The 23021-nt window shown below is 56.8% G+C and carries 18 protein-coding genes and 1 tRNA gene; 9 read left to right on the top strand and 10 right to left on the bottom strand.

Annotated elements, in window-relative coordinates; translation table 11 throughout:
• Positions 1-5: 5 nt before the first annotated feature.
• From D0C27_RS15930 to D0C27_RS15945, 4 genes are all read right to left on the bottom strand, one after another.
• Entirely contained in the window at positions 6-1964 is a 1959-nt protein-coding gene (locus D0C27_RS15930) for an ABC transporter permease (protein ID WP_060185675.1), read from the bottom strand.
• The gene (locus D0C27_RS15935) at positions 1958-3136 is read right to left on the bottom strand and encodes an efflux RND transporter periplasmic adaptor subunit (protein ID WP_060185674.1); all 1179 of its coding nucleotides are present in this window, start codon (positions 3134-3136) and stop codon (positions 1958-1960) included. Before D0C27_RS15935 ends, D0C27_RS15930 begins: the two co-directional genes overlap by 7 nt.
• A gap of 339 nt (positions 3137-3475) precedes the next feature.
• Complete coding sequence (locus tag D0C27_RS15940) at positions 3476-5671, bottom strand: TonB-dependent receptor (RefSeq protein ID WP_060185673.1); 2196 nt, start codon at positions 5669-5671, stop codon at positions 3476-3478.
• A gap of 12 nt (positions 5672-5683) precedes the next feature.
• Complete coding sequence (locus tag D0C27_RS15945; RefSeq protein ID WP_137431300.1) at positions 5684-6796, bottom strand: YncE family protein; 1113 nt, start codon at positions 6794-6796, stop codon at positions 5684-5686.
• A gap of 217 nt (positions 6797-7013) precedes the next feature.
• Between D0C27_RS15945 and mutS the strand changes: the two genes are divergently transcribed.
• The 7 genes from mutS (at position 7014) to bioD (ending at position 17442) form a co-directional block, all read left to right on the top strand.
• A complete protein-coding gene (gene mutS, locus D0C27_RS15950) occupies positions 7014-9650 on the top strand; it encodes a DNA mismatch repair protein MutS (protein ID WP_060185671.1) in 2637 nt (878 codons plus the stop codon).
• A 236-nt stretch (positions 9651-9886) separates the two neighbouring features.
• Positions 9887-11077, top strand: a complete 1191-nt coding sequence (locus D0C27_RS15955; protein WP_137431301.1) for a JmjC domain-containing protein — start codon at positions 9887-9889, stop codon at positions 11075-11077.
• A 455-nt stretch (positions 11078-11532) separates the two neighbouring features.
• The gene (locus tag D0C27_RS15960; protein WP_115634127.1) at positions 11533-12777 is read left to right on the top strand and encodes a benzoate/H(+) symporter BenE family transporter; all 1245 of its coding nucleotides are present in this window, start codon (positions 11533-11535) and stop codon (positions 12775-12777) included.
• 269 nt (positions 12778-13046) lie between these two features.
• Positions 13047-14243, top strand: a complete 1197-nt coding sequence (locus D0C27_RS15965; protein ID WP_137431302.1) for a cytochrome P450 — start codon at positions 13047-13049, stop codon at positions 14241-14243.
• Positions 14240-15406 carry an aminotransferase class I/II-fold pyridoxal phosphate-dependent enzyme gene (locus tag D0C27_RS15970; RefSeq protein ID WP_137431303.1) on the top strand — a complete coding sequence of 389 codons (1167 nt, stop codon included), beginning with the start codon at positions 14240-14242 and terminating at the stop codon, positions 15404-15406. The genes D0C27_RS15965 and D0C27_RS15970 overlap by 4 nt, the downstream gene beginning before the upstream one ends.
• A gap of 6 nt (positions 15407-15412) precedes the next feature.
• The gene (bioA, locus tag D0C27_RS15975; RefSeq protein ID WP_137431304.1) at positions 15413-16753 is read left to right on the top strand and encodes an adenosylmethionine--8-amino-7-oxononanoate transaminase; all 1341 of its coding nucleotides are present in this window, start codon (positions 15413-15415) and stop codon (positions 16751-16753) included.
• A complete protein-coding gene (gene bioD, locus D0C27_RS15980) occupies positions 16750-17442 on the top strand; it encodes a dethiobiotin synthase (protein ID WP_137431305.1) in 693 nt (230 codons plus the stop codon). Before bioA ends, bioD begins: the two co-directional genes overlap by 4 nt.
• Before the next feature lie 15 nt (positions 17443-17457).
• On the opposite strand, the gene D0C27_RS15985 is transcribed toward bioD, so the two are convergent.
• From D0C27_RS15985 to D0C27_RS16010, 6 genes are all read right to left on the bottom strand, one after another.
• The gene (locus tag D0C27_RS15985; protein ID WP_022983511.1) at positions 17458-17832 is read right to left on the bottom strand and encodes a FecR/PupR family sigma factor regulator; all 375 of its coding nucleotides are present in this window, start codon (positions 17830-17832) and stop codon (positions 17458-17460) included.
• 10 nt (positions 17833-17842) lie between these two features.
• Entirely contained in the window at positions 17843-18163 is a 321-nt protein-coding gene (locus tag D0C27_RS15990; RefSeq protein ID WP_083054060.1) for a sigma factor-like helix-turn-helix DNA-binding protein, read from the bottom strand.
• Positions 18164-18592: 429 nt separating this feature from the next.
• On the bottom strand, positions 18593-19726 hold the full coding sequence (bamC, locus tag D0C27_RS15995; RefSeq protein WP_083054061.1) for an outer membrane protein assembly factor BamC: 1134 nt from the start codon (positions 19724-19726) through the stop codon (positions 18593-18595).
• Complete coding sequence (gene dapA / locus D0C27_RS16000) at positions 19723-20628, bottom strand: 4-hydroxy-tetrahydrodipicolinate synthase (protein WP_009457899.1); 906 nt, start codon at positions 20626-20628, stop codon at positions 19723-19725. Before dapA ends, bamC begins: the two co-directional genes overlap by 4 nt.
• A gap of 79 nt (positions 20629-20707) precedes the next feature.
• A complete protein-coding gene (locus tag D0C27_RS16005) occupies positions 20708-21358 on the bottom strand; it encodes a site-2 protease family protein (RefSeq protein WP_022983510.1) in 651 nt (216 codons plus the stop codon).
• Positions 21359-21517: 159 nt separating this feature from the next.
• On the bottom strand, positions 21518-22144 hold the full coding sequence (locus D0C27_RS16010) for an L-threonylcarbamoyladenylate synthase (protein WP_009457902.1): 627 nt from the start codon (positions 22142-22144) through the stop codon (positions 21518-21520).
• 196 nt (positions 22145-22340) lie between these two features.
• Here D0C27_RS16010 and D0C27_RS16015 point away from each other — a divergent pair.
• Together D0C27_RS16015 and D0C27_RS16020 are read left to right on the top strand one after the other, a co-directional pair.
• Positions 22341-22416, top strand: a tRNA-His gene (locus D0C27_RS16015).
• 365 nt (positions 22417-22781) lie between these two features.
• Positions 22782-23018: a hypothetical protein gene (locus D0C27_RS16020; protein WP_022983509.1), complete on the top strand. Its 237-nt coding sequence runs from the start codon at positions 22782-22784 to the stop codon at positions 23016-23018.
• Positions 23019-23021 lie beyond the last annotated feature (3 nt).

Consider the following 23021-nt stretch of genomic DNA (forward strand, 5'->3'; position numbering starts at 1 on the left):
CATGCTTACTCCCCTGCCAAAGCCTGAACGGGGTCCAGCGCGGCCGCCGTTCGTGCTGGCATATAGCCAAAAACCATGCCCGTCACCACGGCGCAGCCAAAGGCGCCCAAGGCCGCCCGCAAGGAAAACACCACATCCACCCCACCAAAAATCAGGCCGATACCCACCACAGCACCAGCCAGCACGCCCAGGCAACCGCCTGTAATCGTCAACAAAACCGCCTCAGTCAGAAACTGGCGCATGATGTCACTTTGCCGTGCACCGGTTGCCATGCGTATGCCAATTTCCCGCGTGCGTTCACGCACCGTCATCAACATTACGTTCATGACCCCGATGCCGCCCACCACCAAAGACACGGCGGCAATCAGGCCCAGCATCATGCTCATGGCCTGACGCGTGGAAGCCTCTGCCTGCAAGCGAGCCGCTGCATTCCCGATTGAAAAGTCTTCTCGCCCGCCATGACGCTGTGTCAGCAACTGACGCATGTCTTGTTCCGCTTCCAGAACGGTGGAACTGTCCTGCGCATCAATCACTACATAGTCGGGCTGCGTCTGGGCCTGATACACACGGGCACGCGCCGCGTGATAAGGCACAAACACCATATCGTCGTAAGCCTGCGCGCCCGAATCGGCACCGCGCTCCTGCATTACCCCGACCACCTCAAAAGGTGAATTGCCGATCAGGAGCTGCTGCCCCAACGGCACGTCCATATCGGGGAAGAATTGCTTGGCGGCACGATGTCCCAACACAACCAGGGGAGCCAGATCCCGGTCCTCGGCATCGGTATAGTAGCGACCTTGTGCCAGCTGCCAGCGATGAATATCCGGCATGGTTTCATTGGCGGCAAACACATACACCTGGCGGTCCACGCTGCCACGCCGCACGGTAATCGGATCTCCAATCACCGGCATGACACGTCGTATCAACGGCAGCTCGCCAATCGCCTCCAGATCCTCTTCTGTCAGCTGTCCCTTGGCGACCCCATTGGGCGGTGATGAACTGCTCAAGTAAATGATCGTGGTCCCCATCGTGCCCATCTGATCCATGACACGTTGGCGGGCACCTTCACCCACCGCCAGCATCACGATGACCGAGGCCACCCCGATGATCACGCCTAACAAGGTCAAGGCCGTGCGATGACGGTTAATGAACATGCTGCGCAAGGCGCTGCGGGTAGCATCCTTGATCTCCGAAACCCAGGGCGAGCGGCGGTGCTCGGGCGGTGGTAAAGACTGCTCAAGCTTGGGCTCGGTGGCCGTTTCTGGGCGGCTATCCGAGAGGATGCAGCCGTCACGAATTTCAATAATCCGGTCTGCCATCGCCGCGACCTCATGATCGTGCGTAATCAGGATAATGGTGTGACCAGAGTTCGAGAGCTTGCGCAGCAAGGCCATCACTTCTGCACCACTACGCGAGTCCAGCGCACCCGTGGGTTCGTCGGCCAGAATGACACGGCCACCGTTCATCAAGGCACGAGCAATAGACACCCGCTGCTGCTGGCCGCCGGACAACTGATTGGGCCGGTTATCCAGCTTGTCCGCCAGACCTAGGCTACTGAGTAACTCTGCGGCACGTGCCACGCGCGCGCCCTCATCCATTCCCGCGTAAATGGCAGGCATCTGGACATTTTCACTGGCGCTTTCAGTCGGAATCAGGTGATAGCCCTGAAAGACAAAACCAAAGGTCTCACGGCGCAACTGGGCCAGTTCATCAGGACTGAGCTGTGCGACATCCCGACCTTGAAAAAGATAGGTGCCGCTGCTGGGCTTATCCAGACAACCCAGCAGATTCATCAGTGTCGATTTACCGGACCCCGAGGCCCCCACAATCGCCACAAACTCACCCGGCTCAATACTCAAGCTGACATCGAACAGAACCTGCACAGCCGGCTTAGTGCTGGGCGGGCCGCCATAGATACGATTAATGTCCCGCAGCTCGATCAAAGGAGGTGCAGCCCCTACCATTGCAGCCACCGCCAACCACGCTCAGGAGTGAGCACCGCCAGAACAACGTGCTCTCCTTTAGCCAGCCCGTTCACGACTTGTGCCTGGTGACGATTGCGCACTCCCAGGTCGACCGGCTTTTCCTGCACCTTGCCCCGCTCCAGCACCGGCACCGTAAAAGCATCAGGACCACGATCAGGGTCTGGGCGCAAAGCCACCAAGGGTATCAGTAAGGCCTGGTCAGCACGATCAATCTCAAACAGCACCTGCGCCGTCATCTGCGGCATCAATTCGCCGTCTTCATTGGCCACATCAAACAGCACCGTATACATGATGGCCTGTGTGGCAGTCGGTGCCGCCGCCGTGCTTTCATCCTGAGTGCTGCCCTCTGGCGCAGGCATGATTTGGCGAACCTTGGCCTGCCATTGACGCGCCCGCGTTTCGCCCTGCTCTCCCAGCGTCGTGAAGGTGACGGTCATACCGGGCTTGATACGACGAATGTCAGCCTCAGACACGCTGGTCCACACCGTCATGGTGCTCAGGTCTGCAATGCGCAGAATATTGGGAGTTTGATACGTGGCATTCAGCGTCTGACCTTCACGCGCCTGCACGCCAATGACCGTGCCACTCATGGGCGCGTAAATGCGCGTATAGCCCAAGCGTGCCTCATCGGCTTTCAGCGTGGCCTGAGTCTGCTCCATCTGCGCTTGTACATGCGCTACCCGAGCCTGCGCAGTCGCCAGATTGGCTTGGGCAATCTGAATATCTTCCTGACGGCTGGCCTGCTGGCGCTCCAGTTGACGCTGGCGAGCCAATTGCTGACGCGCCAATAAAAGCTGAGCCTGCTGCTCGGCCAACTGGGCCCGGAACGCCGCCAGCGAAGCTCGGCCCGCATCAACGGTGGCTTGCTGCACACTGGGATCGATTTCCACCAGCAACTGGCCCTGTTCAACCTGATCGCCCGGCGCAACCGGCAAAGCCGTAATCTGCCCGGACACCTGCGCACCCACGTCCACATAGCGACTGGGCTTCAAAGTTCCCACCGCAGCAACGGTAGCGCGTATATCACTTTGCTCCACGGCCACCGTTTCAAACTGCTCTGAAGAACGCCCGGCCTGTGCGGCAAGCGCCCCCAGCACCAGCACCGCCACCAGGGCCAACGCCCAGCGGCGCTTTACTGCTTTGGACTTCATAACTAATCCCAAAAAACCGTAGATCTGCACCCGCCGTATCATGCGCGGCAGGTGATCAAAAAACAAAAGTGGTCAAGAAGGCAGGTACTTGCTTAGACCAAAACCGGCTCCACGCTACTTAGCAGACAAGGAGGTTCCCACCTAAACGGTGCAGTCAAGCGGACAGGGCAAGAGGTCCTTTTTCAGGCCTTCCTTATAAAGACGTTTGAGAGCCCACTTTCCGGACATTTATTTTGTAAAAGTTATAGCGATGGGCTTGAGATAAGGGCGTCAAACATTTGCTGGACGCCCTATGTGGTGGAGAACAGGCAGGACTGTGCCCCCTGCCCGGTCCTTTCCTTAAAACTCCGCCGAGACACTCAGCATGAACGTGCGTGGCTGCGACAAGACCAGATAGCCATTATTGGGATAGCCACCGACCGAAGCCCAATACGCCGTATCGGCCACATTCTCGACACTGGCCCTGAACGTCATGGGCACACCGGAAATCTTGCGCTGATAGCTGGCCCCCAGATCCCAACGCACCCAACCTGGCACACGGATCGCATTGGCCGAATCCGCGTAACGGGCACCGGTTGCCAGCAACTGCGTATCCAGCGACAAGCCTGTCACCTGCGGCACATCCCAGGTTAGGCCCAGACTGCCTTGCCAACGCGGCACGCCAATCACGCGCTGACCTTCGCTCAGCGGGTCACCCGTGTTTTTCTGCTTGGTGTCCAAGGCGGTCACCCCACCCAGAATGCGCAGGGAGTCCGTCAACTGGCCGTAAAAGCTCAGCTCCAACCCGTTATGGCGATCCTTGCCCGCTTCCACAAAACGCAGATCGTCGTTCACCACACCACGCGGTTTGGTCGTGGTGAAGAAGGTCAGCCCACCGCCCATGGAACCGTTGTCGTACTTGATTCCCAGCTCTTTTTGCTTGGCCACAAAGGCCGACAAGCGCTGCCCGGCGTTTTGAACCGGCTGATTGTTAAAGCGAGTCGGTGCCAGATCGCCTTGCGCCAGGCTTTCCGTGTAGTTGCCGTACAAAGCCCATTCATCAGTCAGCTTGAACACCACACCCGCAGCAGGGCTGGTATGTTGCTGACGATCTTTGCGCTGCAAGGCCTGGGTGCCATAGTCATAGCTGCGCGTTTCCATGATTTGATGGCGCAGCCCCAACATGACTTCCAGCCTGTCGTCCCAGAGATACATCAGGTCGCCCAGGGTATAACTGGTCAGTTTGGTGCGTCCCACCAAAGCGGGTGAACCCAAATCTCCCCCGGTATAAGCGAAGGGTGACAAGGCGTGATTCACAGGATCATAAAGATTACTTTCCTGCACGCTACCCATAGCCCAGGCATTTTTCTCTTTGTGGTCATACAAAGAAGCAGCAGCGACCAGCTCATGCAACACAGGCCCGGTCTCAAAACTGGCTCGCAAACCCAACTCGCCTGTTTTCACGTCATCACGTCGGGAATTGTTGAAACGCGAGAAGGTGGTTTTTCCAGAAACGGCATCCGTTACCGTCTGAGTCGCAAGCTGATTTTTTTCCTTGCCATCTTTCATACCGAAAGCAGCCCACAGGGTCATGGAATCATTCAGATCATATTCCCCGCGTACCGTCCCAAAAATGGTTTTCTCATTAGAGTAGGTCCAGGGCTGGGCGAAGTTGCGCGTGTGCGCAGGCAAGCCCGGCAAAGCGGACAAGCCCGCCTTTAAAGCCACATTAGGCCGGACTTCACGCAGCTTATGTTCTTGATAGCCCAAGTCCGCCGACAAACGTACACGCTCACCACGCCAATCCACCCCTACTGTGTACAGGTCCAGACTGGTGTGCTCATTGTCGACCGCCGTATCACCACTGCGTTTGATGGCATTGATACGAATGCCTGCCGCATCATCGGCAAAACGACGCCCAATATCCGCCTTGATCTGGCTTTGTCCGCCACTGCCATAACCTGCACCGACCTTGGTCAGCGGGCTCTCGCCAGCCCGTTTGGGCAGCACATTGATCGTGCCCCCAATACCACCGCCGGAAGGCGCGGCACCGTACAGAAAGCCACCTGCGCCATGCAGCACTTCAATACGCTCGGCCAGTTCGGCAGCCGTCGCTTGCCGGGGCAGCAAACCAAACAAACCGTTGTAGGCAATATCATCGGACGCCGTCAAAAAGCCCCGAATGAAAAAACTTTCCTGAAAATTGCCAAAACCACGGGCCACGCGCACGGAAGGATCATGGCGCACCACATCGGCTACGGTCGACGCCTGCAATTGCTCGATATAGCGGCTGGTGTAGCTATTGACGCTGAAAGGCGAGTCCATGTTTTCAAGAGAACCCAATATCCCCACTCGCCCGCCGCTGGCGACCTGACCGCCCGCATACTCCGGCAACAAGCCCTGACGCGACGCATCCGCACTGGCATTAACGGTAATGGTGGACAACTCCTGCGGCTGGGCAACATCCATCTGGTCTTGCGCCTGAGCCTGACAATGAAGAGCAAACAGAGACAGGACGAGAGAGCGTCCCAGGCAAGGCTTGAATAAGCTGGTCATCACGATTACCTATCAAGCCTTGATGTTCTTCAGGTCAATACGCACCACACTTTCGCGCTTGCTGGCTTTGTACTGCGGAGTGGAAGGAGCTTTAACGGTGACGTACAACTGGCTGTCCGGGCCCAGCTCCAGGCTGTTGGGGTTATCAGGCAAGTTGTATTGCGCCTTGATCGCATAGCTGCCGCCATCCAGCACAGACACTTTGCCTTGCTCGCGGTGAGTCAAATACAGCTCGTCGCGATCAGCGTTATACAAGACATCCATGGCATCCCCCACCGGCAGTTCCTGCAGCAATTTGCCGTTGCGGGCATCCAGCACATACACGGTTTTCTGGTCTTTGGTCTCGGTCACGTACAGACGATTGCGCCTGGAATCCAGCGCAAAATTCAAGAGCAAGGCGGGTTTGGCGCCAGCCGGTTTCCAGCGCTGTTCGATCTTGTTGGTTTGGGTATTGATCACCATCACTTCGCCGTCGCCATTGGCGGCATACAGACGATGCGATCCCGAATCTATCAGCAGACCGGTCACCCATTTGCCTGCGTTTTCAATGGTGTCGATCAGTTCCAGATTACGATCATCCAGCACCCAGATCACGGCCGGCGCACCTACGGCCCCCACATACACACGGCCTTGCTGGGGGTCGTGACGAATCGTGCGCGGCCCCATTTTGGTGTCATCAAAACTGGTATTGCTAAAGCGGACTCGCTCCAGGCTCCCGTCCTCTTTCAGCTCAACTTTGGAGACGGCAGCAGCCAGACTATTGGTGACGTACAGGGTGTCGCCCGACGCGTTCGTCGTCAGGCCGAAGTTACTTTCATCGGTATAAATCGTCCCCTTTACATCCAGGGTGATGGGGTCCAGTTTATAGATCACACCACCCCGAACCGAAGGCGCACGCTCTGCCGAGGCCACATACAAGGACTTATCAAACGGACTGTAAACCGTTTGATAAACCCCGTAAGCCAGATCCTTGCGCAAAGCCCCTTCTGCCGTAATTGACGTCTTTTGCGCCAGCTCCGGCGTCAAGGGCAACGAGACCGACTCGGACGGCTGGGCATGGGCAAAAGATCCGGCACTTAGCAAAGCGGCAGACAAGACAGACAAAGCAAGGCGACGTGTGAACATTTCAATATCCCGTGTTAGAAATAGAAGTGATTATCATTTGTATTATTGCATTAAGCACTTCCATGCTCAAAATCGGGATATCCCTGCACCTTAAGGAGAAACACGCGGGACTAAATCAGCCGCTTCCCTATCCCCCACTTGACTGCCCTCGCTACAATATCGACTCAGCCGCCTTCTGGGCGGCCTTGTTGTTGAATTCCCTGACCTGTACTGCGCTATGACTTCTGCTGCCGATCTGTCCGCCCACACGCCCATGATGCGTCAATACCTTCAGCTCAAAGCGGAGGCTGGCTCGCATCTGCTGTTCTATCGGATGGGGGACTTCTATGAGATGTTCTACGCCGATGCCGAACGCGGCGCACGCCTGCTGAACCTGACGCTAACCAAGCGCGGTTCCTCCAACGGCGAGCCTATCCCCATGGCTGGTGTGCCTTTTCACGCCATGGAAGGTTATCTGGCGCGTTTGGTGGCCTTGGGCGAATCCGTCGCCATCTGTGAGCAGGTCGGTGACCCGGCTGCCAGCAAAGGTCCGGTCGAGCGCAAGATCATGCGTGTAGTTACTCCCGGTACGCTAACTGATGACGCCTTGCTGCCTCCCAAGGCAGACCGCCTGATTGCCGCCTGCACACTGATCAAGGTGCAACGTCAGGAAATGGTGGGGCTGGCCTGGATGAACCTGGCCAGTGGCGAGTTTCTGGTCAGCCAGTGCGAACCGGACATGCTGGATACGGAACTGAATCGTATCGGCCCTGTAGAACTGGTCTATCCCGAATCGCTGCGCCCTGCCCCGGAACTGCCGCAAGCCAGTTGCCACACCCTGCCGGATTGGCACTTTGCACAGGACGGTTCACGCGAAACCTTGCTGGACCATTTTGACCTGGACTCTTTGGCCAGCTTTGGTCTGGACGATCTGCCTGCGGCGACGGCGGCAGCCGGAGCCTTGCTGCGTTACGTCGGCAGCACACAATCTCAGTCCCTGGTCCACATCACCGCTATCCGTGTTCAACATAGCTCGGACTTTCTGGTGCTGGATGCCGTCACGCGCAAGAATCTGGAAATTACCGAAACCATTAGCGGTGAAACCAGCCCAACCCTGTTCTCCACGCTGGATCATTGCCAGACTCCTATGGGCAGCCGTTTGCTGCGCCGCTGGCTGCATCACCCCTTGCGCTTGAACCACGCCGTTCAGCAGCGTCAGGATGTGGTGTCCCTGTTCTTCCAAACCCAGCAAAGCGCCAGCTTGAATGCAGGCGATCCTTTGGGTGTGCTGCGCCATGCCCTGCGCCGCTTCCCGGACCTGGAGCGTATTGCCACGCGTATTTCGCTACGCAGCGTGCGTCCTCGGGAGCTGGCCAGCTTGCGCGATGCGCTGGTGACACTGCCTGAACTACGTCGGGAGCTGGAACAGAACTTTGCTCAGTCTGAACACTTGCATGGGCATTTGTTAAGTCTGGCTCTGGACCCGGAGCTGGCTTCCTTGCTGCAGTCTGCCATCGCCTCCGAGCCCGCCTTGCTGATACGCGATGGTGGTGTCATTGCCGATGGCTACGATGCGGATCTGGACGAGCTACGCAGCCTGGCCAGCGATAGCGGCGATGTGCTGGTGAAGATCGAAGCCCGCGAACGCGAGCGCACCGGCATTGCTACCTTGCGCGTCGAATACAACCGTGTGCATGGTTTCTTTATTGAAGTCAGTCGCGGTCAGGCCGACAAGGTCCCCGACGACTACCGCCGCCGCCAGACACTGAAAAATGCCGAGCGCTTCATCACGCCTGAATTGAAAGAGTGGGAGGACAAGGTCCTGTCCGCCAAGGACCGCAGTCTGAGCCGCGAGAAGTTCCTGTTCGATGAATTGCTGGACAAGCTGCAAAGCTATGCAGGCCCCTTGGCCTTGTGCTCCAGCGCCCTTGCCGAACTGGATACCCTGTCCTCCCTGGCCTTGCACGCACTGGACAATAATTGGGTCGCCCCCGAGCTGACCGAGCAGGCTGGTATCTGGATTGAAGCAGGCCGTCACCCTGTGGTGGAGCACAGCATCGAGCGCTTCACGCCCAACCATTGTGAAATGCACGCGCAACGTCGCATGTTGCTGATTACCGGCCCGAATATGGGCGGTAAATCCACCTATATGCGTCAGGTTGCCCTGATTGCCTTGCTGGCCCGCATCGGTAGCTTTGTACCGGCAAGCACAGCCCGTATTGGTCAGATCGACCGCATCTTTACCCGTATCGGTGCGGCGGATGATCTGGCTGGTGGCCGCTCTACCTTCATGATGGAAATGACCGAAGCAGCAGCCATTCTGGCCGGTGCCACCCCCTATAGCCTGGTGCTGATGGATGAAATTGGTCGCGGCACCTCCACCTATGATGGTCTGGCCCTGGCTTGGTCCATCGCGCATCGCCTGCTCAGCCACAATCAGGCACTGACCCTGTTTGCCACGCACTATTTCGAAATCACGCGTCTGCCCAACGAGCTGCCTGCCGCTGCCAATGTGCACTTGGCCGCCGCAGAATCGGCCTCCGGCATTGTGTTCCTGCACGAAGTTCAGGAAGGCCCCGCCAGCCGCAGCTACGGGATTCAAGTTGCACAACGTGCCGGCATTCCCTCTGCGGTCATCCGTCAGGCCAGTCGCGAGCTAAGCCGTCTGGAAGCACAAAACGATCCTAGCGCACAGTTGGATTTGTTCAATGCAGGCAGCGCTCCGGAAGCCACGGTCGCCGAGCCTGATCCGACCACAGAAAAAGCACTGGACCTGCTGGATCAGTTCAAGCAACTGGATGTGGATGACCTGAGCGCACGCGACGCCCTGGATTTGCTGTACCGCTGGAAAAAAGAGATGAAGGCGACGGGTTAAACAGTCCAGAAGGGAGCCCAAGAGGCTCCTTTTTTTATGTGGTTTTCCGAGGACCGTTGGCGAGCAGATCGACAATCAATCATTCTTAGACTCCTACCGTGAGTCAATCACTCTATATCGCGAGTATTTCTCTGGATTCTTTGCGCTAGATACGCCTGATACGCAGGCTAGCCATACACCGGGACAGGCCGGATCAGTTAAGCTACGGGCTAATTTAATTCTTGTTCGGGCAGTCCATGACTATCGACCAGCCATTGACCCTTTTGGGCGGCATCAGCGCGCATGAGTTCATGCAAACCTACTGGCAACGCAAACCTTTATTGATACGCGGCGCCATTCCTAATTTCAAGCACTCGCTGAGCATAGACAATATCCGCGAGCTGGTAACGCGTGAAGAAGTCGAGTCGCGCCTGATCATCCATGACGGCGAAGACTGGGAAATGGAAACCGGGCCTTTTGACGAGCTGCCGCCCGCCTCGCAGCCCAACTGGACCGCCCTGGCACAAAGCGTGGATCTGCACGACGACAACACCGCCGCCCTGATGCGTCAGTTCCGCTTCATTGGCGATGCCCGTCTGGACGACGCCATGATCAGCATTGCTTCTGACGGCGGTGGCGTAGGCCCACACTTCGACAGCTACGATGTGTTCCTGCTGCAAGCCCACGGCAAGCGTCACTGGCGTATCAGCCAGCAAAAAGACCTGAGCCTGGTGCCCGACCTGCCCTTGAAGATTCTGCGCAATTTCCAGGTAGAAGAAGAGTTCACGCTGGAACCCGGCGACATGCTGTATCTGCCCCCGCACGTGGCACATGACGGGATTGCAATTGGCGACTGCATGACAATTTCCATCGGCTTTCGCTCGCCTACCCAGGCAACGCTGGCCCGTGGTTTGATGGATGCCGCCTCGGATCAGTTGGCCGCCGCCAGTGGCGAAGGCTTTGGCTTGTATGCCGACCCACCGATGCCCATGCCCGAGAGCCTGCAGCAGCGCTACACCGACCCGGATGCCCAGGCCAGCACCACACCTGCCGCCTTGCCGGAGAAGCTTGTTCAGAAGTCGCTGGATGCCTTGAACGCCATTCGTTTTGACGAAGCATTGGCCTCACGGTTCCTGGGCGTCTGGCTGACCGAATTGCCCAGTAATAGCTGGTTCGACATTGCCGAAGACCCGGTTGATCTGCATGACCCCGAGCTGCCTGCAGGCCGCTTGGCTTTGGATCGCTGCTCGCGCATGATGTATCGCGGCGATGAGCTGTATATCAACGGTGAGGTCGCCCCCTGCCCCGCCAGCCCGGCCCTGAAACAATTGGCTGACCAACGTGAACTCTTGATCCCCGGCGACAGTTTCGAAGCCCTGGATGAAGATGAACGCGAAATGCTGAATGCCTGGCTGGATGACGGCTGGCTGCAGTTCAAGGAAAACTGAGCACTGAGCCACTAACTCTGGCGAGTTCAGAAAAGAAGCGGGGCAGCTTGCAGGCTGCTTCGCTTTTTTATTGCTAACACCTCAGGAATCGAAAAACCGATACATTTGCCGGTTGCAGTTGCAGTTGCAGTTGCAGTTGCAGTTGCAGTTGCAGTTGCAGTTGCCACAGTATTTTATTCACGCCATCCAGCAAGAAAAAGCACTATCATGAACAACGCGATTCAGAAGACGAGCAATCCGTCATAAAGCCACCATTAGTGGCTTTGCAGCCGAGCTTCAATCCAGCTCGGGCCACATTCAAAATCACGTAGCCACCCCGCTCAATCTAGTCAGGCACCTACCCAACTCAAAAGTGGTCTGCCCTACATCTAGAAAGCGTCCTATCTGGCCAGTCCATTTAATCGCTATAAATAGTGCTCGTTTGTCATCTCTCCTTTTGGAAAGCGCAGAGCACTATGTCTACCTCCCGATCGACCTCATCCTCTCTAGTCAGCGACCTGATCCCGCCTATCGTGGCCGGTCTGATCTCGGTCATCGTCAACTACGGCGGCACCTTTATTCTGGTTTTCCAGGCCGCCAAAGTAGCCGGCCTCAGCCCTGAGCTGACCGCCTCCTGGGTCTGGTCAATTTCCATTGGTGTGGGTGTTACCGGTTTGCTCTTGAGCTGGGTTTCGCGCGAACCCATCATCACCGCCTGGTCCACGCCCGCCGCTGCATTTCTGGTTACGGCTCTGGCCACCACGCCATATGAAGAAGCCGTCGGCGCCTACCTGATCTCGGCAGCGGCCTTTGTCGTCCTGGGCCTGTCCTCCTACTTCGAGCGCCTGATCCGTCTGATCCCCAACGGCATCGCTGCCGGTCTGCTGGCCGGCATTCTGCTGCAATTTGGCATTGGCGCATTTGGCAGCATGACACTGGACCCGAAACTGGCAGGTCTGCTGATTCTGGCCTACCTGATCATCAAACGCTTTTCCGCACGCTACGCAGTGGTCGGCATTCTGATCCTGGGCCTGAGCTTCCTACTGCTGGAGCATCGCGTAGACCTGAGTGGCCTGAAACTGGAACTGGCCGCGCCGGTATTCACCATGCCAGTATTCACCCTGAATGCCTTGCTAAGCGTCGCCTTGCCCTTATTCCTGATCACGCTGACCGGCCAATACATGCCCGGCATGCTGGTCCTGCGTAACGACGGTTTTCGTACCAGTGCCAACCCGATTGTCTGGGTGACAGGACTGGGCTCGCTGATCATGGCTCCCTTTGGCTCCCATGCCATGAACGTAGCCGCCATTACCGCCGCTATCTGCACCGGGCCAGAGGCGCACCAGGATCCTTCCAAACGCTGGGTTGCCGGGATTGCCGCCGGTGTGTTCTACATTCTGGTTGGCGTTTTTGGAGTAACCCTGGCCGCTGTGTTCATGGCCTTCCCTGCGAGCTTTATTACCACGCTGGCGGGCTTGGCTTTGCTGGGCACCATCGGCGGCAGCCTGGCGGGAGCCATGGCAGACGTCAAATCGCGTGAAGCAGCCTTGATTACCTTTTTGGCATCAGCCGCCAATATCACTCTGTTCGGGATTGGCGGGGCTTTCTGGGGCCTGGTGATCGGTCTGCTGGCGTACTTTATTTTGAATGGAAAGTTGCCGCAGCGTAAAACGGAAAAGCTGGGTACTGAGGGGCTTCCGGCGGCGTCTGATGCGCGGTAACTCATAAAAACCTATTCAGGCCAGAACAGAGTTTCTGGCCTGAATAGCAAAAACATTCCCCTTGCCCATGCAGGATTACTGCCTTGAATACCACTGATTTTATTGTAAAAACTAGTCACAAAAAACCCATCAATAAGCACTATAAACCTGCAACTTAGCCCTACTGCAGGCAAAAAACCCTGTAAGAATTAATAGACACAATCTATTGACTGCCTCTTCCACGCTCAAGTGCTAGCCTGCGCTGGCTTTGATCTTCAGGAAACGGTGTCATGTTTGGCGATTTCGATCTTGCGTCACCCTATGCGGCTTATGCCCGTCTTCGTCAGGGGCCGCCTTTGGTTTGGGATGCGGATTTCTGCGGTGGGGCGTGGTTAGTTCATAGACACAGCGATGTACAAGCCGCCCTGCGCAATCCCGATTTAAGTGTGCGGCGTGTTGGCGGGTGGGTGGCCCAGGCTGGCGCTGATCCTTCCCCTCGTTTGCAAGCCTTCAAGGGCTTGATGGCCAGGACACTGGTCTTTCTGGACCGCCCCCGTCACACACGCGTCAGACGAGTAGTGAATGCGGCTTTTAGTGCGAAGGCTTTGGAAACCCTGCACAGCACGATTGAAAAGCGCGTTACGCACATCCACCTGGAGTTAAAAGACAAGCTGCGGCACGGTTCAGTGGATCTGGTTGATGAGGTCTGTCGCCCGCTCCCCGCCTTGGTCATGATGGACGTGCTCGGTTTGCAGCACCTGCCTTTATCGGTGTTTCAGGCCTGGTCGGAGCAACTGGCAGGTTTTATCGGACAAGCCACGCCGGATATGCCTTTGCTAAGAAGCACTCAGGACGCCTTGCTGGATATGGCTGACTTTCTAGGCAACGGTGCCAATCTGCAAGAAGGCGGGTTGGCCTGGCGGCTTTTGCATGATGAGCAGCTTTCCCTTCAAGGCAGGCGCGAGCGCTTGGCACAGTCCTGTATGTTGCTCTTTGCAGGCTATGAAACCTCCCGGCATCTGCTTAGCTCCCTGTTTCAAGCACTGCTGGCCGACTCCACAACGCTGCAGGACTTGCTATCGAATCCGCAGAAAATTCCTGCCGCGATCAAAGAGGTGCTGCGTCACGACAGCCCGATTCAGTACACAGCCAGACGTTTAATGCATGACCAGCACTGGCATGGTCAGCATTTGCGCAAGGGACAGTTGCTGCTTTTGCTCTTGGGCGCTGCCAACCGCGATCCGGCGGTGTTTGCCAATCCCGACGATCTGGACTTCAGCCGCAACAATCAGGCCGAGCTATCCATGGGACACGGAATTCATCATTGCCTGGGAGCCGGTTTGGTGCAGCTGGAAGCCAAGCTCGTACTTGAGCAATTCCTGCCTTTGCTCCCTCGCCTGCAATGGACGCAAGGTGAGCGTATTCGGCTCCCCGCCTATCGGGGCTGGAACCGCTTGCCGGTTCAATACCGGGCGGAACAGTCATGAGTGCCTTTCTCGCTCATCTGGATCAACAACTGGAGACTTTGAAGACCAGGAAACTGTGGCGCCAAAGAGCAGTCAGCCGCCCCTTGCCAAACGCCCATATCGAACGCAATGGCCAGGTCTTGCTGAATTTCGCCAGCAATGACTATCTGGGCCTTAGTCAGCATCCACAACTCAAACGGCTAGAAGCACAAGACGTCGCCGGAGCGACGGCATCCCCGCTGATTTGTGGGCATCATGCGCTGGCTGAAGCACTGGAGCAGGAGCTGGCTGAATGGAGCGGCTTCGAGGCCAGCCGTCTTTTTGTCAGCGGTTATCAAGCCAGCCTGGGCGTGATTCCCGCACTGGTCGGCACGGGCAACACGATCTTCTGTGACAGGCTGAACCACGCCAGCCTGATTGATGCCAGCCGCCTATCCGGCGCTCGTTTATGTGTGTATCCCCATAGGGATATGGCACGGCTGGATGATTTGCTCGGCAGGCCAACACCGGGCTTCAAACTGGTGATCTCGGACAGCCTGTTCAGCATGGACGGGACAATAGCCCCGGTCGATAAGCTGATCACCTTATGCGAACGCCACGATGCCTTGCTGTATCTGGACGATGCACATGGCTTGGGAATTTTGGGTGAAAACGGACGTGGAGCGCCTGAGCTATTCCAGCTCACGACGACACAGCGTCGGCGTCTTATTTACCTGGGGACTTTTGGCAAAGCGGCCGGTCAAGGCGGTGCATTTATTGCCTGCTCCCACAAGCTGGCCGACTGGTTCACGCAATCTGCCCGCAGCTATGTGTACAGCACCGGCTTGGCCCCGGCGCATTGTGCGTCCTTGCTGGCCTGTCTGCAGCTGATCAAACAAGCCCAGCCCCAGCGGACCCTGTTGAAAGAGCATATTCAGACGCTGCAAACCTTGAGCCAGGATCTGCCCTGGCGTCTAGCTCCCTCCGATACGCCCGTGCAAAGCCTGTTGATTGGCGAGGTAGAACCTGCTTTGCAACTGGCCGAAACCCTCCTGCAAAAAGGTATTTGGGCACCGGCCATACGCCCGCCTACCGTTCCCCGCCATCAAGCCCGATTACGCATATCCCTGTCTGCCGCCCACCGGCAACAGGACATTGAAAAACTAGTCCAGGCACTACATGAAGCCGCCCACTCTTTACGGTGATTTGCCATGAACTCAAACTCCTTTCCCCCTTTGGCCCAACGCAGCCTGCAAGCGGTCTGGCATCCTTGCACTCAAATGCAGCATCACGATCAAGGCGTGCCGCTACTGGCAATCAAACGCGCCCAAGGCGCCTGGCTTCATGATGCCGACGGCAACGCCTATCTGGACGCTATCAGCTCCTGGTGGGTGAATCTGTTTGGCCATAGCCACCCGCATCTGGTGCAAGCCATTAGCGATCAGGTTCAGCAACTGGATCACATCATGCTCTGCGGACTGACCCATGAGCCGGTTGTGCAGCTTTCCGAACGATTGGCTGCCTTGAGCAGTCATCGTTTAGGCCATGCTTTTTATGCCAGCGACGGTGCTTCCGCGGTTGAGATTGCCCTGAAGCTGAGCGTGCACTACTGGCGCAACCAAGGCCAGGAACACAAACACCGCTTTGTAGGCATCGCGCAGGGATACCACGGCGAAACACTGGGTGCTCTGGCCGTGACCGATGTGCCCTTGTTTCGGGAAAACTACGGCACACAGCTGGGCCAGCAATACACCGCAGCCAGCCCCGATCTGCGTCAAGCCACTAGCCCGGACGAACACACGCAGGTCACCGAAAACGCACTGCACTCGCTGGAGCAGATTCTGGAAAGTCATCAGGACATTGCCGCCGTCATTCTGGAGCCGCTAGTGCAGTGTGCGGCGGGCATGCACATGCACTCCCCCGACTATCTGCGCGGCGTGCGCGAGCTGTGTGACCGCTATCAGGTGCATTTGATTCTGGACGAGATTGCCGTGGGTTGCGGCCGTACCGGCACGTTCTTTGCCTGCGAGCAGGCCGGTATCTGGCCTGACCTGCTGTGCTTGTCCAAGGGAATTACCGGCGGCACGCTGCCCTTGTCCGTAGTGCTATCCAGCCCCTCGATTTATCAAGGGTTTTATGACCAGGACTTGCGCAGGGGCTTTCTGCATTCCCATTCTTATACTGGCAATCCCCTGGCCTGCCGAGCCGCGCTGGCCACGCTGGACTTGTTCCAGCAATACTCCGTCTACGAGCTGCAAAAAACGCTGGGACAAGCACTTGATGAAGGTTTGCATAGACTGAACCGGCACTATCCCAAGATGCAGCATCTGCGCCGCTGCGGGGTAATCTGGGCCTTTGATCTGGACACGGGCCCAGCTCGCTATGATCACCAGGGCTTTGCCCGGCGCTTTTACCGCTCTGCTTTGCAACAGGGACTGATGCTACGCCCTATCGGCAATACGGTTTACCTGATGCCCGGCTATCTCTGGGGCACAAAAGAGGTGGAGCATTGCCTGCATGGGCTGGGTCGTCTGCTGAAGGAATACGCATGAGGGCCTGCTTTGTGACGGGCACCGATACGGAAATTGGCAAAACGCTGGTCAGCTCGGCTTTACTTCATTTACTAAGCCAAAGCGGCGCGCGCACGCTCGGCATCAAACCCATTGCTTCGGGGGCCGTAGAGGTAGAAGGACGTTTACAGAACGAAGATGTGGATGCACTGGCGCGGCATTCCAGCCTGAAGCTCGCTCCCGAAACCCTGACACCGTACTTGTTTAAGCCCGCTGCGGCACCCCATATTCTGGCTGAACAAGCAGGAATCGAAATAGACCCGGCTCTGATCAAAACAACGGTTCAAACGGTGGCGAAGCAGGCCGATTATACAATCGTTGAAGGAGTAGGAGGCTTCATGCTGCCCTTGGGGCAAGGGCGGACAGGCGTAGATTTAGCGCAAGTCTTGCAACTACCTGTGGTGCTGGTTATCGGTCTACGTTTGGGTGCCTTGAATCACGCTTTGCTGACGGCTCACGCCATACGCGCCAGCGGCTTGAACTTGCTGGGCTGGGTCGTCAACCACATAGCGCCGGAGATGAGTTATGCCCAGGAGAACCTGCAAACGCTGCATGACTATCTGCCGAGCCCTTGCCTGGGTGTCATTCCCAGATTGGAAGCCACAACACTGGATGAGCGTATCCAGCAAGCTGCGCAATATTTACGCTCGCCTTGGGAAGATAGAGAATAGGCCTTTGGACAGGGCTTATAGAAAGTAGCTACCTACACTCCCCAGAAACGCCACGCCTAGCAGTAGACACACGGCGCCACCCAAGGCAAAGCGCAAGGCCGGGTTGGTGGACCAGGCGTCCAAACAGCTATTTAGCAAACGTTGACGCCATGTCCCCGACCCTGCCGCGCCTGCGGCTTGCCGGGAGTTTGCACGCAAACGACTCAGATGCTCCTCGCTGATTCCATCCATGGCTTCCCACTCCAGCTTCCAGCGCAAGAAGGCGGCCTGATGCTCAGGATCAATGGACAACCAGGCCCGGAAAGCAGACTGGCTGCGGGCATCGTTCTGATGTTTGGGGTCGTGCTGTTTGAGCAGCCAGCTCAAGGCCTGCTCATCAATGTGCTGCATGTGTTCGTCCTTAGACATACGAACCAGCCGGACGCGGCACTGCCCCGTCCGCCCGATTGAGCGGTGCCGGATTATGGCGGCACGCCAACATGGCCATGCGGATATAGTGCTCAACCACTTGAGGGCTGGTGCCCATGCGTGTCGCAATTTCTTTGTAGTTCAGGCCCTCGAAGCGATGCAGCACAAAGGCTTCACGACGACGACGAGGCAAGGCCTCGATCATGGCCAGCATACGAGCACCCGGTTCTGAAGGAGCGTGAGCAGAGGCTTGTGTGCCACGCAGCATACGCAGGCAAAAACTTAAACCGTTACGGCAAAACGATTTCAGCATGGGCCACTCCCTAAAACACATCAAATGATAATGGTTCCTATTATCTTTACTGTTTTAGAGAAAGTCCAGCCCTGCTCAAGAAAGATTAACTCTGCTCACAAAATAAAAGATGGCCCCTCTCAAGTCTCTGCCAAAGAAAGGCTTTGCACCATTTCAGGGAGCACCGCAATCCAGGCGCTACAAACAGAGCGCAGCGTAGCCTGAAAAAGAGACTGTGTCCTTTCAGGAAATGCTCTCAACGACCTCTTCTTCTGTAAAGGGAAAGCCAACGCTAATCGCGCTGACCTCGCCAGACTCCTGGCCCCTGTTGGCTCCTCTTCGACAAGAGAAAGAGAGCCAAAGTAACTCAGAACGGAGCTAGTGCATAAAAAAAGCCCTGGCATGAAACCAGGGCTTTTTCCAGACGGCCCGCAGGCCGACTCAAAATAATCAGTTGCCGGGGCGCAGATTGGTAGACAGCACATTGATGATGCGCTTGGCTGTCGGCGTGGTCTGCTCCTGACCTTGCTGATCCAGCACCGTTACGCGAGTGCCAGCACCTTGGGCGCTCAGCTTGATGCGGAAGGGCGTGGCTTCGGCGGTGTTGCGGCTGCCGAAGATGCGGCCAATGATGTTTTGCTGCTCGATCTTCTCGCCGGTATCCGAATCCAGATAGCGGATGAAGAACTCGCCAGCGGAACGGTCACGATCCTCAACCGAGAAACCGGCGGAGTCGATGGCTACGCCAACACGACGCCATGCACGATCAAAGGACTCGTTCAGCATCAACTCAGCCTGATCGCCCTTGTCCGACGCCTGGACCTGAACGCTGGAAGGATCCTTGGAAGCGTTGGCTACTTGTTCACGTGCTGATTCAATATCCGAGCCCAGGAAAACCATCATGCGGGCCAGCATGGCCGCATTCAGACCTGGATCTTCTTTGGCGAACACCCATTTAAAGGCGGAACCGTCTGCCGTTGGTGTTTCTTCCATGTGCTGGTGGGACACATAGATTTCGGTCTTGTTGCCGACGCGCTCAAAGCGGGTACGGAAGCGGTCACGTTCGCCGCTATCAAAGACCTGGTCAATGATGGAACCCAAGGCACTGCGTATCCAGCTTTCTGGAATCTTGGCACGGTTTTCAGCCCAGTCGGTCTGAATCAAGCCGGCACGGGGGTCCTGGGACTGAATGGTAAAACCATGCTCACCCCAGAAATCGACGATGCGGGGAAACAGGTCTTCCACGGGGCGGTCTACGACCAGCCAGCGCAGATCGCCATCGCGCATCACCTTGATGGCATCAGACTGAGGCAGGATCGTATCGGCACCGCCCTTGGCCTGCTGCGCGGTTTGACCTTGCGAGTAGACCGAGTAAGACGTGGCACCTTCTGGCGCACGGTAATGTGCGTCGCGGTTGGCCTGGGTCAGATCCGGCGGAATGCTCAAGGGATCGCCTGCTACCGTACTCTTGTAATTAACCGACTCGCCCTGGCCCATAATCTGGTCCATCGTCGAGCAGCCCGACAGCACCAACAGGCTCAAAGACAGCCCGATCAGGCTTTTATTAACTGGCTTTGCAATCATGGAAGAAGATCCGCAAGTTTCAAAGATTGACGCAGCAACTCGTGATGCTGTGCATTTAACGGCGTCAATGGTAAACGATATCCCAGCTGAGTAAGGCCCATTTCTGCAACTGCCCATTTCACGGGGATGGGGTTAGCCTCAACAAACAGGTTCTTGTTCAGACCTGCCAGATAGGCATTCAAACGGCGTACCGTCGGTACGTCCATATCCAAAGCGGCCTGGCACAACTGGCTCATCAGGCGTGGGGCCACGTTGGCCGTCACGGAGATATTGCCTTTGGCGCCCAGCAAGATATACGAAGCAGCGGTAGGATCATCGCCGCTGACCACTATGAAATCTTCGGGGGCATCACGCAGCAGCAAGCCGCCACGAGCCAGATCGCCCGTTGCGTCCTTGATACCGATGATGTTGGGGATTTGAGCCAGACGCAGCACGGTGTCGTTCTGCAGATCGGCCACGGTACGACCCGGCACGTTGTACAGGAACTGCGGCAGATCCACCGCTTCTGCAATGGCGCGGAAGTGCTGGTACATGCCTTCCTGAGTAGGACGGTTGTAGTAAGGCACCACCGACAAACCGGCGTCTGCACCCACTTCCTGGGCGTGACGCGACAGTTCGATGGCCTCGCGAGTGGAGTTGCCACCCACACCGGCAATCACGGGCACACGGCCAGCCGCGTGTTCAACGGCTACCTTGATCAGTTCAGCGTGCTCATCAACCGACACCGTGGGCGATTCGCCCGAGGTTCCAACGACCACCAGCACACGCGTTCCTTCCTGAATGTGCCAGTCGATCAGCTTTCGGTAAGCGGCAAAATCCAGACCCCCATTGGGATCCATGGGTGTAACAAGGGCAACCATGCTGCCCTGAAAATTGGAAATAGCAGAGTCCGAACTTGCCATGATGAGATGAATCTCCGGGTTTAAGGCCCTATAGCCGAAAAAAAATATGACTCACAAGTTTAACGGATAAGCCGTTAAATCATAAGAACCATTTCAATATGCCTTCGCCCAGCGCAATCAAGGGACTCATCAGGGTCCACAGTACGCCGGTAAACATCAGCAGGATCAAAATGACCATGCCATAAGGCTCGATACGAGAATAATGATAGGCCAAACGATTAGGCAATAGACTAAATACAATGCGCCCGCCATCCAAAGGCGGCAAAGGCAGCAGATTCAGTGCCATCAGAACCAGGTTGACCTGCACACCGGCCACCGCCATGCCCATCCAGAAGCGGCTGTCACCCTGCCCGATCTTGACCATCAAATGGGCATACAGAACCCACAAGATAGCCATCAGCATATTGGAGGCCGGTCCGGCCAGAGCAACCCAGAGCATGTCGCGCTTGGGATTGCGCAGGCGGCCCCAATCCACAGGGACGGGTTTAGCCCAGCCAAACAGAATGCCGCCCATGCCCATCATGGCGCTGGACAGCAACAGCACCGCCGGCACCACAATCGTGCCGATAGGGTCGATATGACGCAGTGGGTTCAGGCTGATGCGACCGGCCAGCATGGCCGTCGGGTCGCCAAACATGCGGGCGACGTAGCCGTGGGCAGCTTCATGCAGCGTAATACCGAAAATGACTGGTAAAGCATAGACCGTCAAGGTCTGTATAAAAGAGTCCATGGTGATCCTTGGTCCAGGCCGGGGACTTATCCCCTACTTTTTCAAGACGATAAGTCGCCTGTCATCAGCCTGTCTGATTGGGACAGCGAGTGCTGCCCCAAGGTTCAGAATTGAAACACGGATAGGCACCTGGACGCGAGTTTTGTGCAAGCCCGCAGATCAGGACAGGCCCAAAGTGGCAGGATCACCCGAGCCACGACGCAACACCTCCGGCGTAGGGCCGGTCAGATCGATCACGGTAGTGGCCTGCAAGGGGCAAGGCCCACCATCGACAACCGCCGCCAACTGATGGGCATAACGGTCCAGAATTTCCTGGGCGTCGTTCAAGGGTTCGTCTTCGCCCTCAGGAATCAGCGTGGTGGAAATCAAGGGGCTGCCGACTTCTTCCATCAGGGCCAGGGCCACTTTCTGGTCGGGCACCCGAATACCAATGGTTTTGCGCGAAGGGTGCGACACGCGGCGCGGCACTTCCTTGGTAGCTTCCAAAATGAACGTCCACGGGCCAGGGGTGGCCATCTTCAACAAGCGATACTGCGGGTTATCCACTTTGGCAAAGTGGCTGATCTCGGCCAGATCACGACACAGCAAGGTCAGATGATGACGATCATCCAAACCACGCAAACGACGCAGGTTGTCAGCGGCGGACTTGTCATCCAGGCGAGCGACAACGGCATAACTGGAATCGGTAGGAATGGCGAGCAGCCCTCCTTTCGCCAATAGTTCGGCTGCTTGAGCCAATGCGCGGGGTTGAGGATTTTCGGGATGAACGACGAATAATTGAGACATTTCGCGCTTCCTTGCTATTACGAGGGGAAATCATTAAACCTGAGTCACGCTCTAACCGGCAAGACCGGAGCAAGACTCAGGGTCGAAGTATTCTTGCACGAGTGTTGCATTCTTTAAAAAAAGCATGCTAGAATACATTTTTTACTTCACAGCCCACCTTGATGTAGGCCGGAAGCAAAAAAAGCAGTAAACAGTGGTGACCGTAGCTCAGTTGGTAGAGTCCCGGATTGTGATTCCGGTTGTCGTGGGTTCGAGCCCCATCGGTCACCCCAGAAATTTACCGCTTCCAAGGTTTTGCAACTCTCCTTAAATGGTGACAAGACCAGGAACTGGAAAAAACATACTTGAAAGCCCGCCACGCAGCGGGCTTTTTTGCGTTTGTTCATCGTAACAAGTTTGCCGCCTTCGCACACCCCACGCAAGTTCAGGCTGGACAATAAACTGTGTTTGATTGTGAACCCCAGGCCAGTCCTGGCTTTCGCCTGCGACCCAGCCCTTCGAGTTGGCAGGCCCGCACAGCAAAAGCCCCTCCCCCATCAAACACCCGGCATTTCAGCCCACCTCCTCTGTAATAGAAACTGGCACAAAACCACGCTTTCTTATACTCTAATCTGTCCCATTTTCTGGAAGTTTGCTGATGACACTCGGTTTCCCCTGCTGGGATCAAGCACCCGTCAATTGGGACTGGCTTGCACAGGATGAAGATGGCCAATGGTTCTGGTATGGCGTCCAGCCCTCGCCTGGCATAGGCGGTGGCGTATGGCGCTCTCCCTCCCGCCTGCAACAGTTTGCCGCCCGCGGCGAACCGAACCCGTCCTGGATGCACAGCCTCTACCAACGCCCGGACCTGCCTGACAAGAACCGTAGCACCTGAACC

Source organism: Alcaligenes faecalis, from assembly GCF_005311025.1.
In the GTDB taxonomy this organism is placed as follows: Bacteria; Pseudomonadota; Gammaproteobacteria; order Burkholderiales; family Burkholderiaceae_B; genus Alcaligenes; species Alcaligenes phenolicus.

Bases quoted from the DNA above. Each gene is read 5' to 3' on its own strand.
- D0C27_RS15930 (WP_060185675.1), bottom strand. From the start codon at position 1,964: ATGGTAGGGGCTGCACCTCCTTTGATCGAGCTGCGGGACATTAATCGT.
- D0C27_RS15935 (WP_060185674.1), bottom strand. From the start codon at position 3,136: ATGAAGTCCAAAGCAGTAAAGCGCCGCTGGGCGTTGGCCCTGGTGGCG.
- D0C27_RS15940 (WP_060185673.1), bottom strand. From the start codon at position 5,671: ATGACCAGCTTATTCAAGCCTTGCCTGGGACGCTCTCTCGTCCTGTCT.
- D0C27_RS15945 (WP_137431300.1), bottom strand. From the start codon at position 6,796: ATGTTCACACGTCGCCTTGCTTTGTCTGTCTTGTCTGCCGCTTTGCTA.
- mutS (WP_060185671.1), top strand. From the start codon at position 7,014: ATGACTTCTGCTGCCGATCTGTCCGCCCACACGCCCATGATGCGTCAA.
- D0C27_RS15955 (WP_137431301.1), top strand. From the start codon at position 9,887: ATGACTATCGACCAGCCATTGACCCTTTTGGGCGGCATCAGCGCGCAT.
- D0C27_RS15960 (WP_115634127.1), top strand. From the start codon at position 11,533: ATGTCTACCTCCCGATCGACCTCATCCTCTCTAGTCAGCGACCTGATC.
- D0C27_RS15965 (WP_137431302.1), top strand. From the start codon at position 13,047: ATGTTTGGCGATTTCGATCTTGCGTCACCCTATGCGGCTTATGCCCGT.
- D0C27_RS15970 (WP_137431303.1), top strand. From the start codon at position 14,240: ATGAGTGCCTTTCTCGCTCATCTGGATCAACAACTGGAGACTTTGAAG.
- bioA (WP_137431304.1), top strand. From the start codon at position 15,413: ATGAACTCAAACTCCTTTCCCCCTTTGGCCCAACGCAGCCTGCAAGCG.
- bioD (WP_137431305.1), top strand. From the start codon at position 16,750: ATGAGGGCCTGCTTTGTGACGGGCACCGATACGGAAATTGGCAAAACG.
- D0C27_RS15985 (WP_022983511.1), bottom strand. From the start codon at position 17,832: ATGCAGCACATTGATGAGCAGGCCTTGAGCTGGCTGCTCAAACAGCAC.
- D0C27_RS15990 (WP_083054060.1), bottom strand. From the start codon at position 18,163: ATGCTGAAATCGTTTTGCCGTAACGGTTTAAGTTTTTGCCTGCGTATG.
- bamC (WP_083054061.1), bottom strand. From the start codon at position 19,726: ATGATTGCAAAGCCAGTTAATAAAAGCCTGATCGGGCTGTCTTTGAGC.
- dapA (WP_009457899.1), bottom strand. From the start codon at position 20,628: ATGGCAAGTTCGGACTCTGCTATTTCCAATTTTCAGGGCAGCATGGTT.
- D0C27_RS16005 (WP_022983510.1), bottom strand. From the start codon at position 21,358: ATGGACTCTTTTATACAGACCTTGACGGTCTATGCTTTACCAGTCATT.
- D0C27_RS16010 (WP_009457902.1), bottom strand. From the start codon at position 22,144: ATGTCTCAATTATTCGTCGTTCATCCCGAAAATCCTCAACCCCGCGCA.
- D0C27_RS16020 (WP_022983509.1), top strand. From the start codon at position 22,782: ATGACACTCGGTTTCCCCTGCTGGGATCAAGCACCCGTCAATTGGGAC.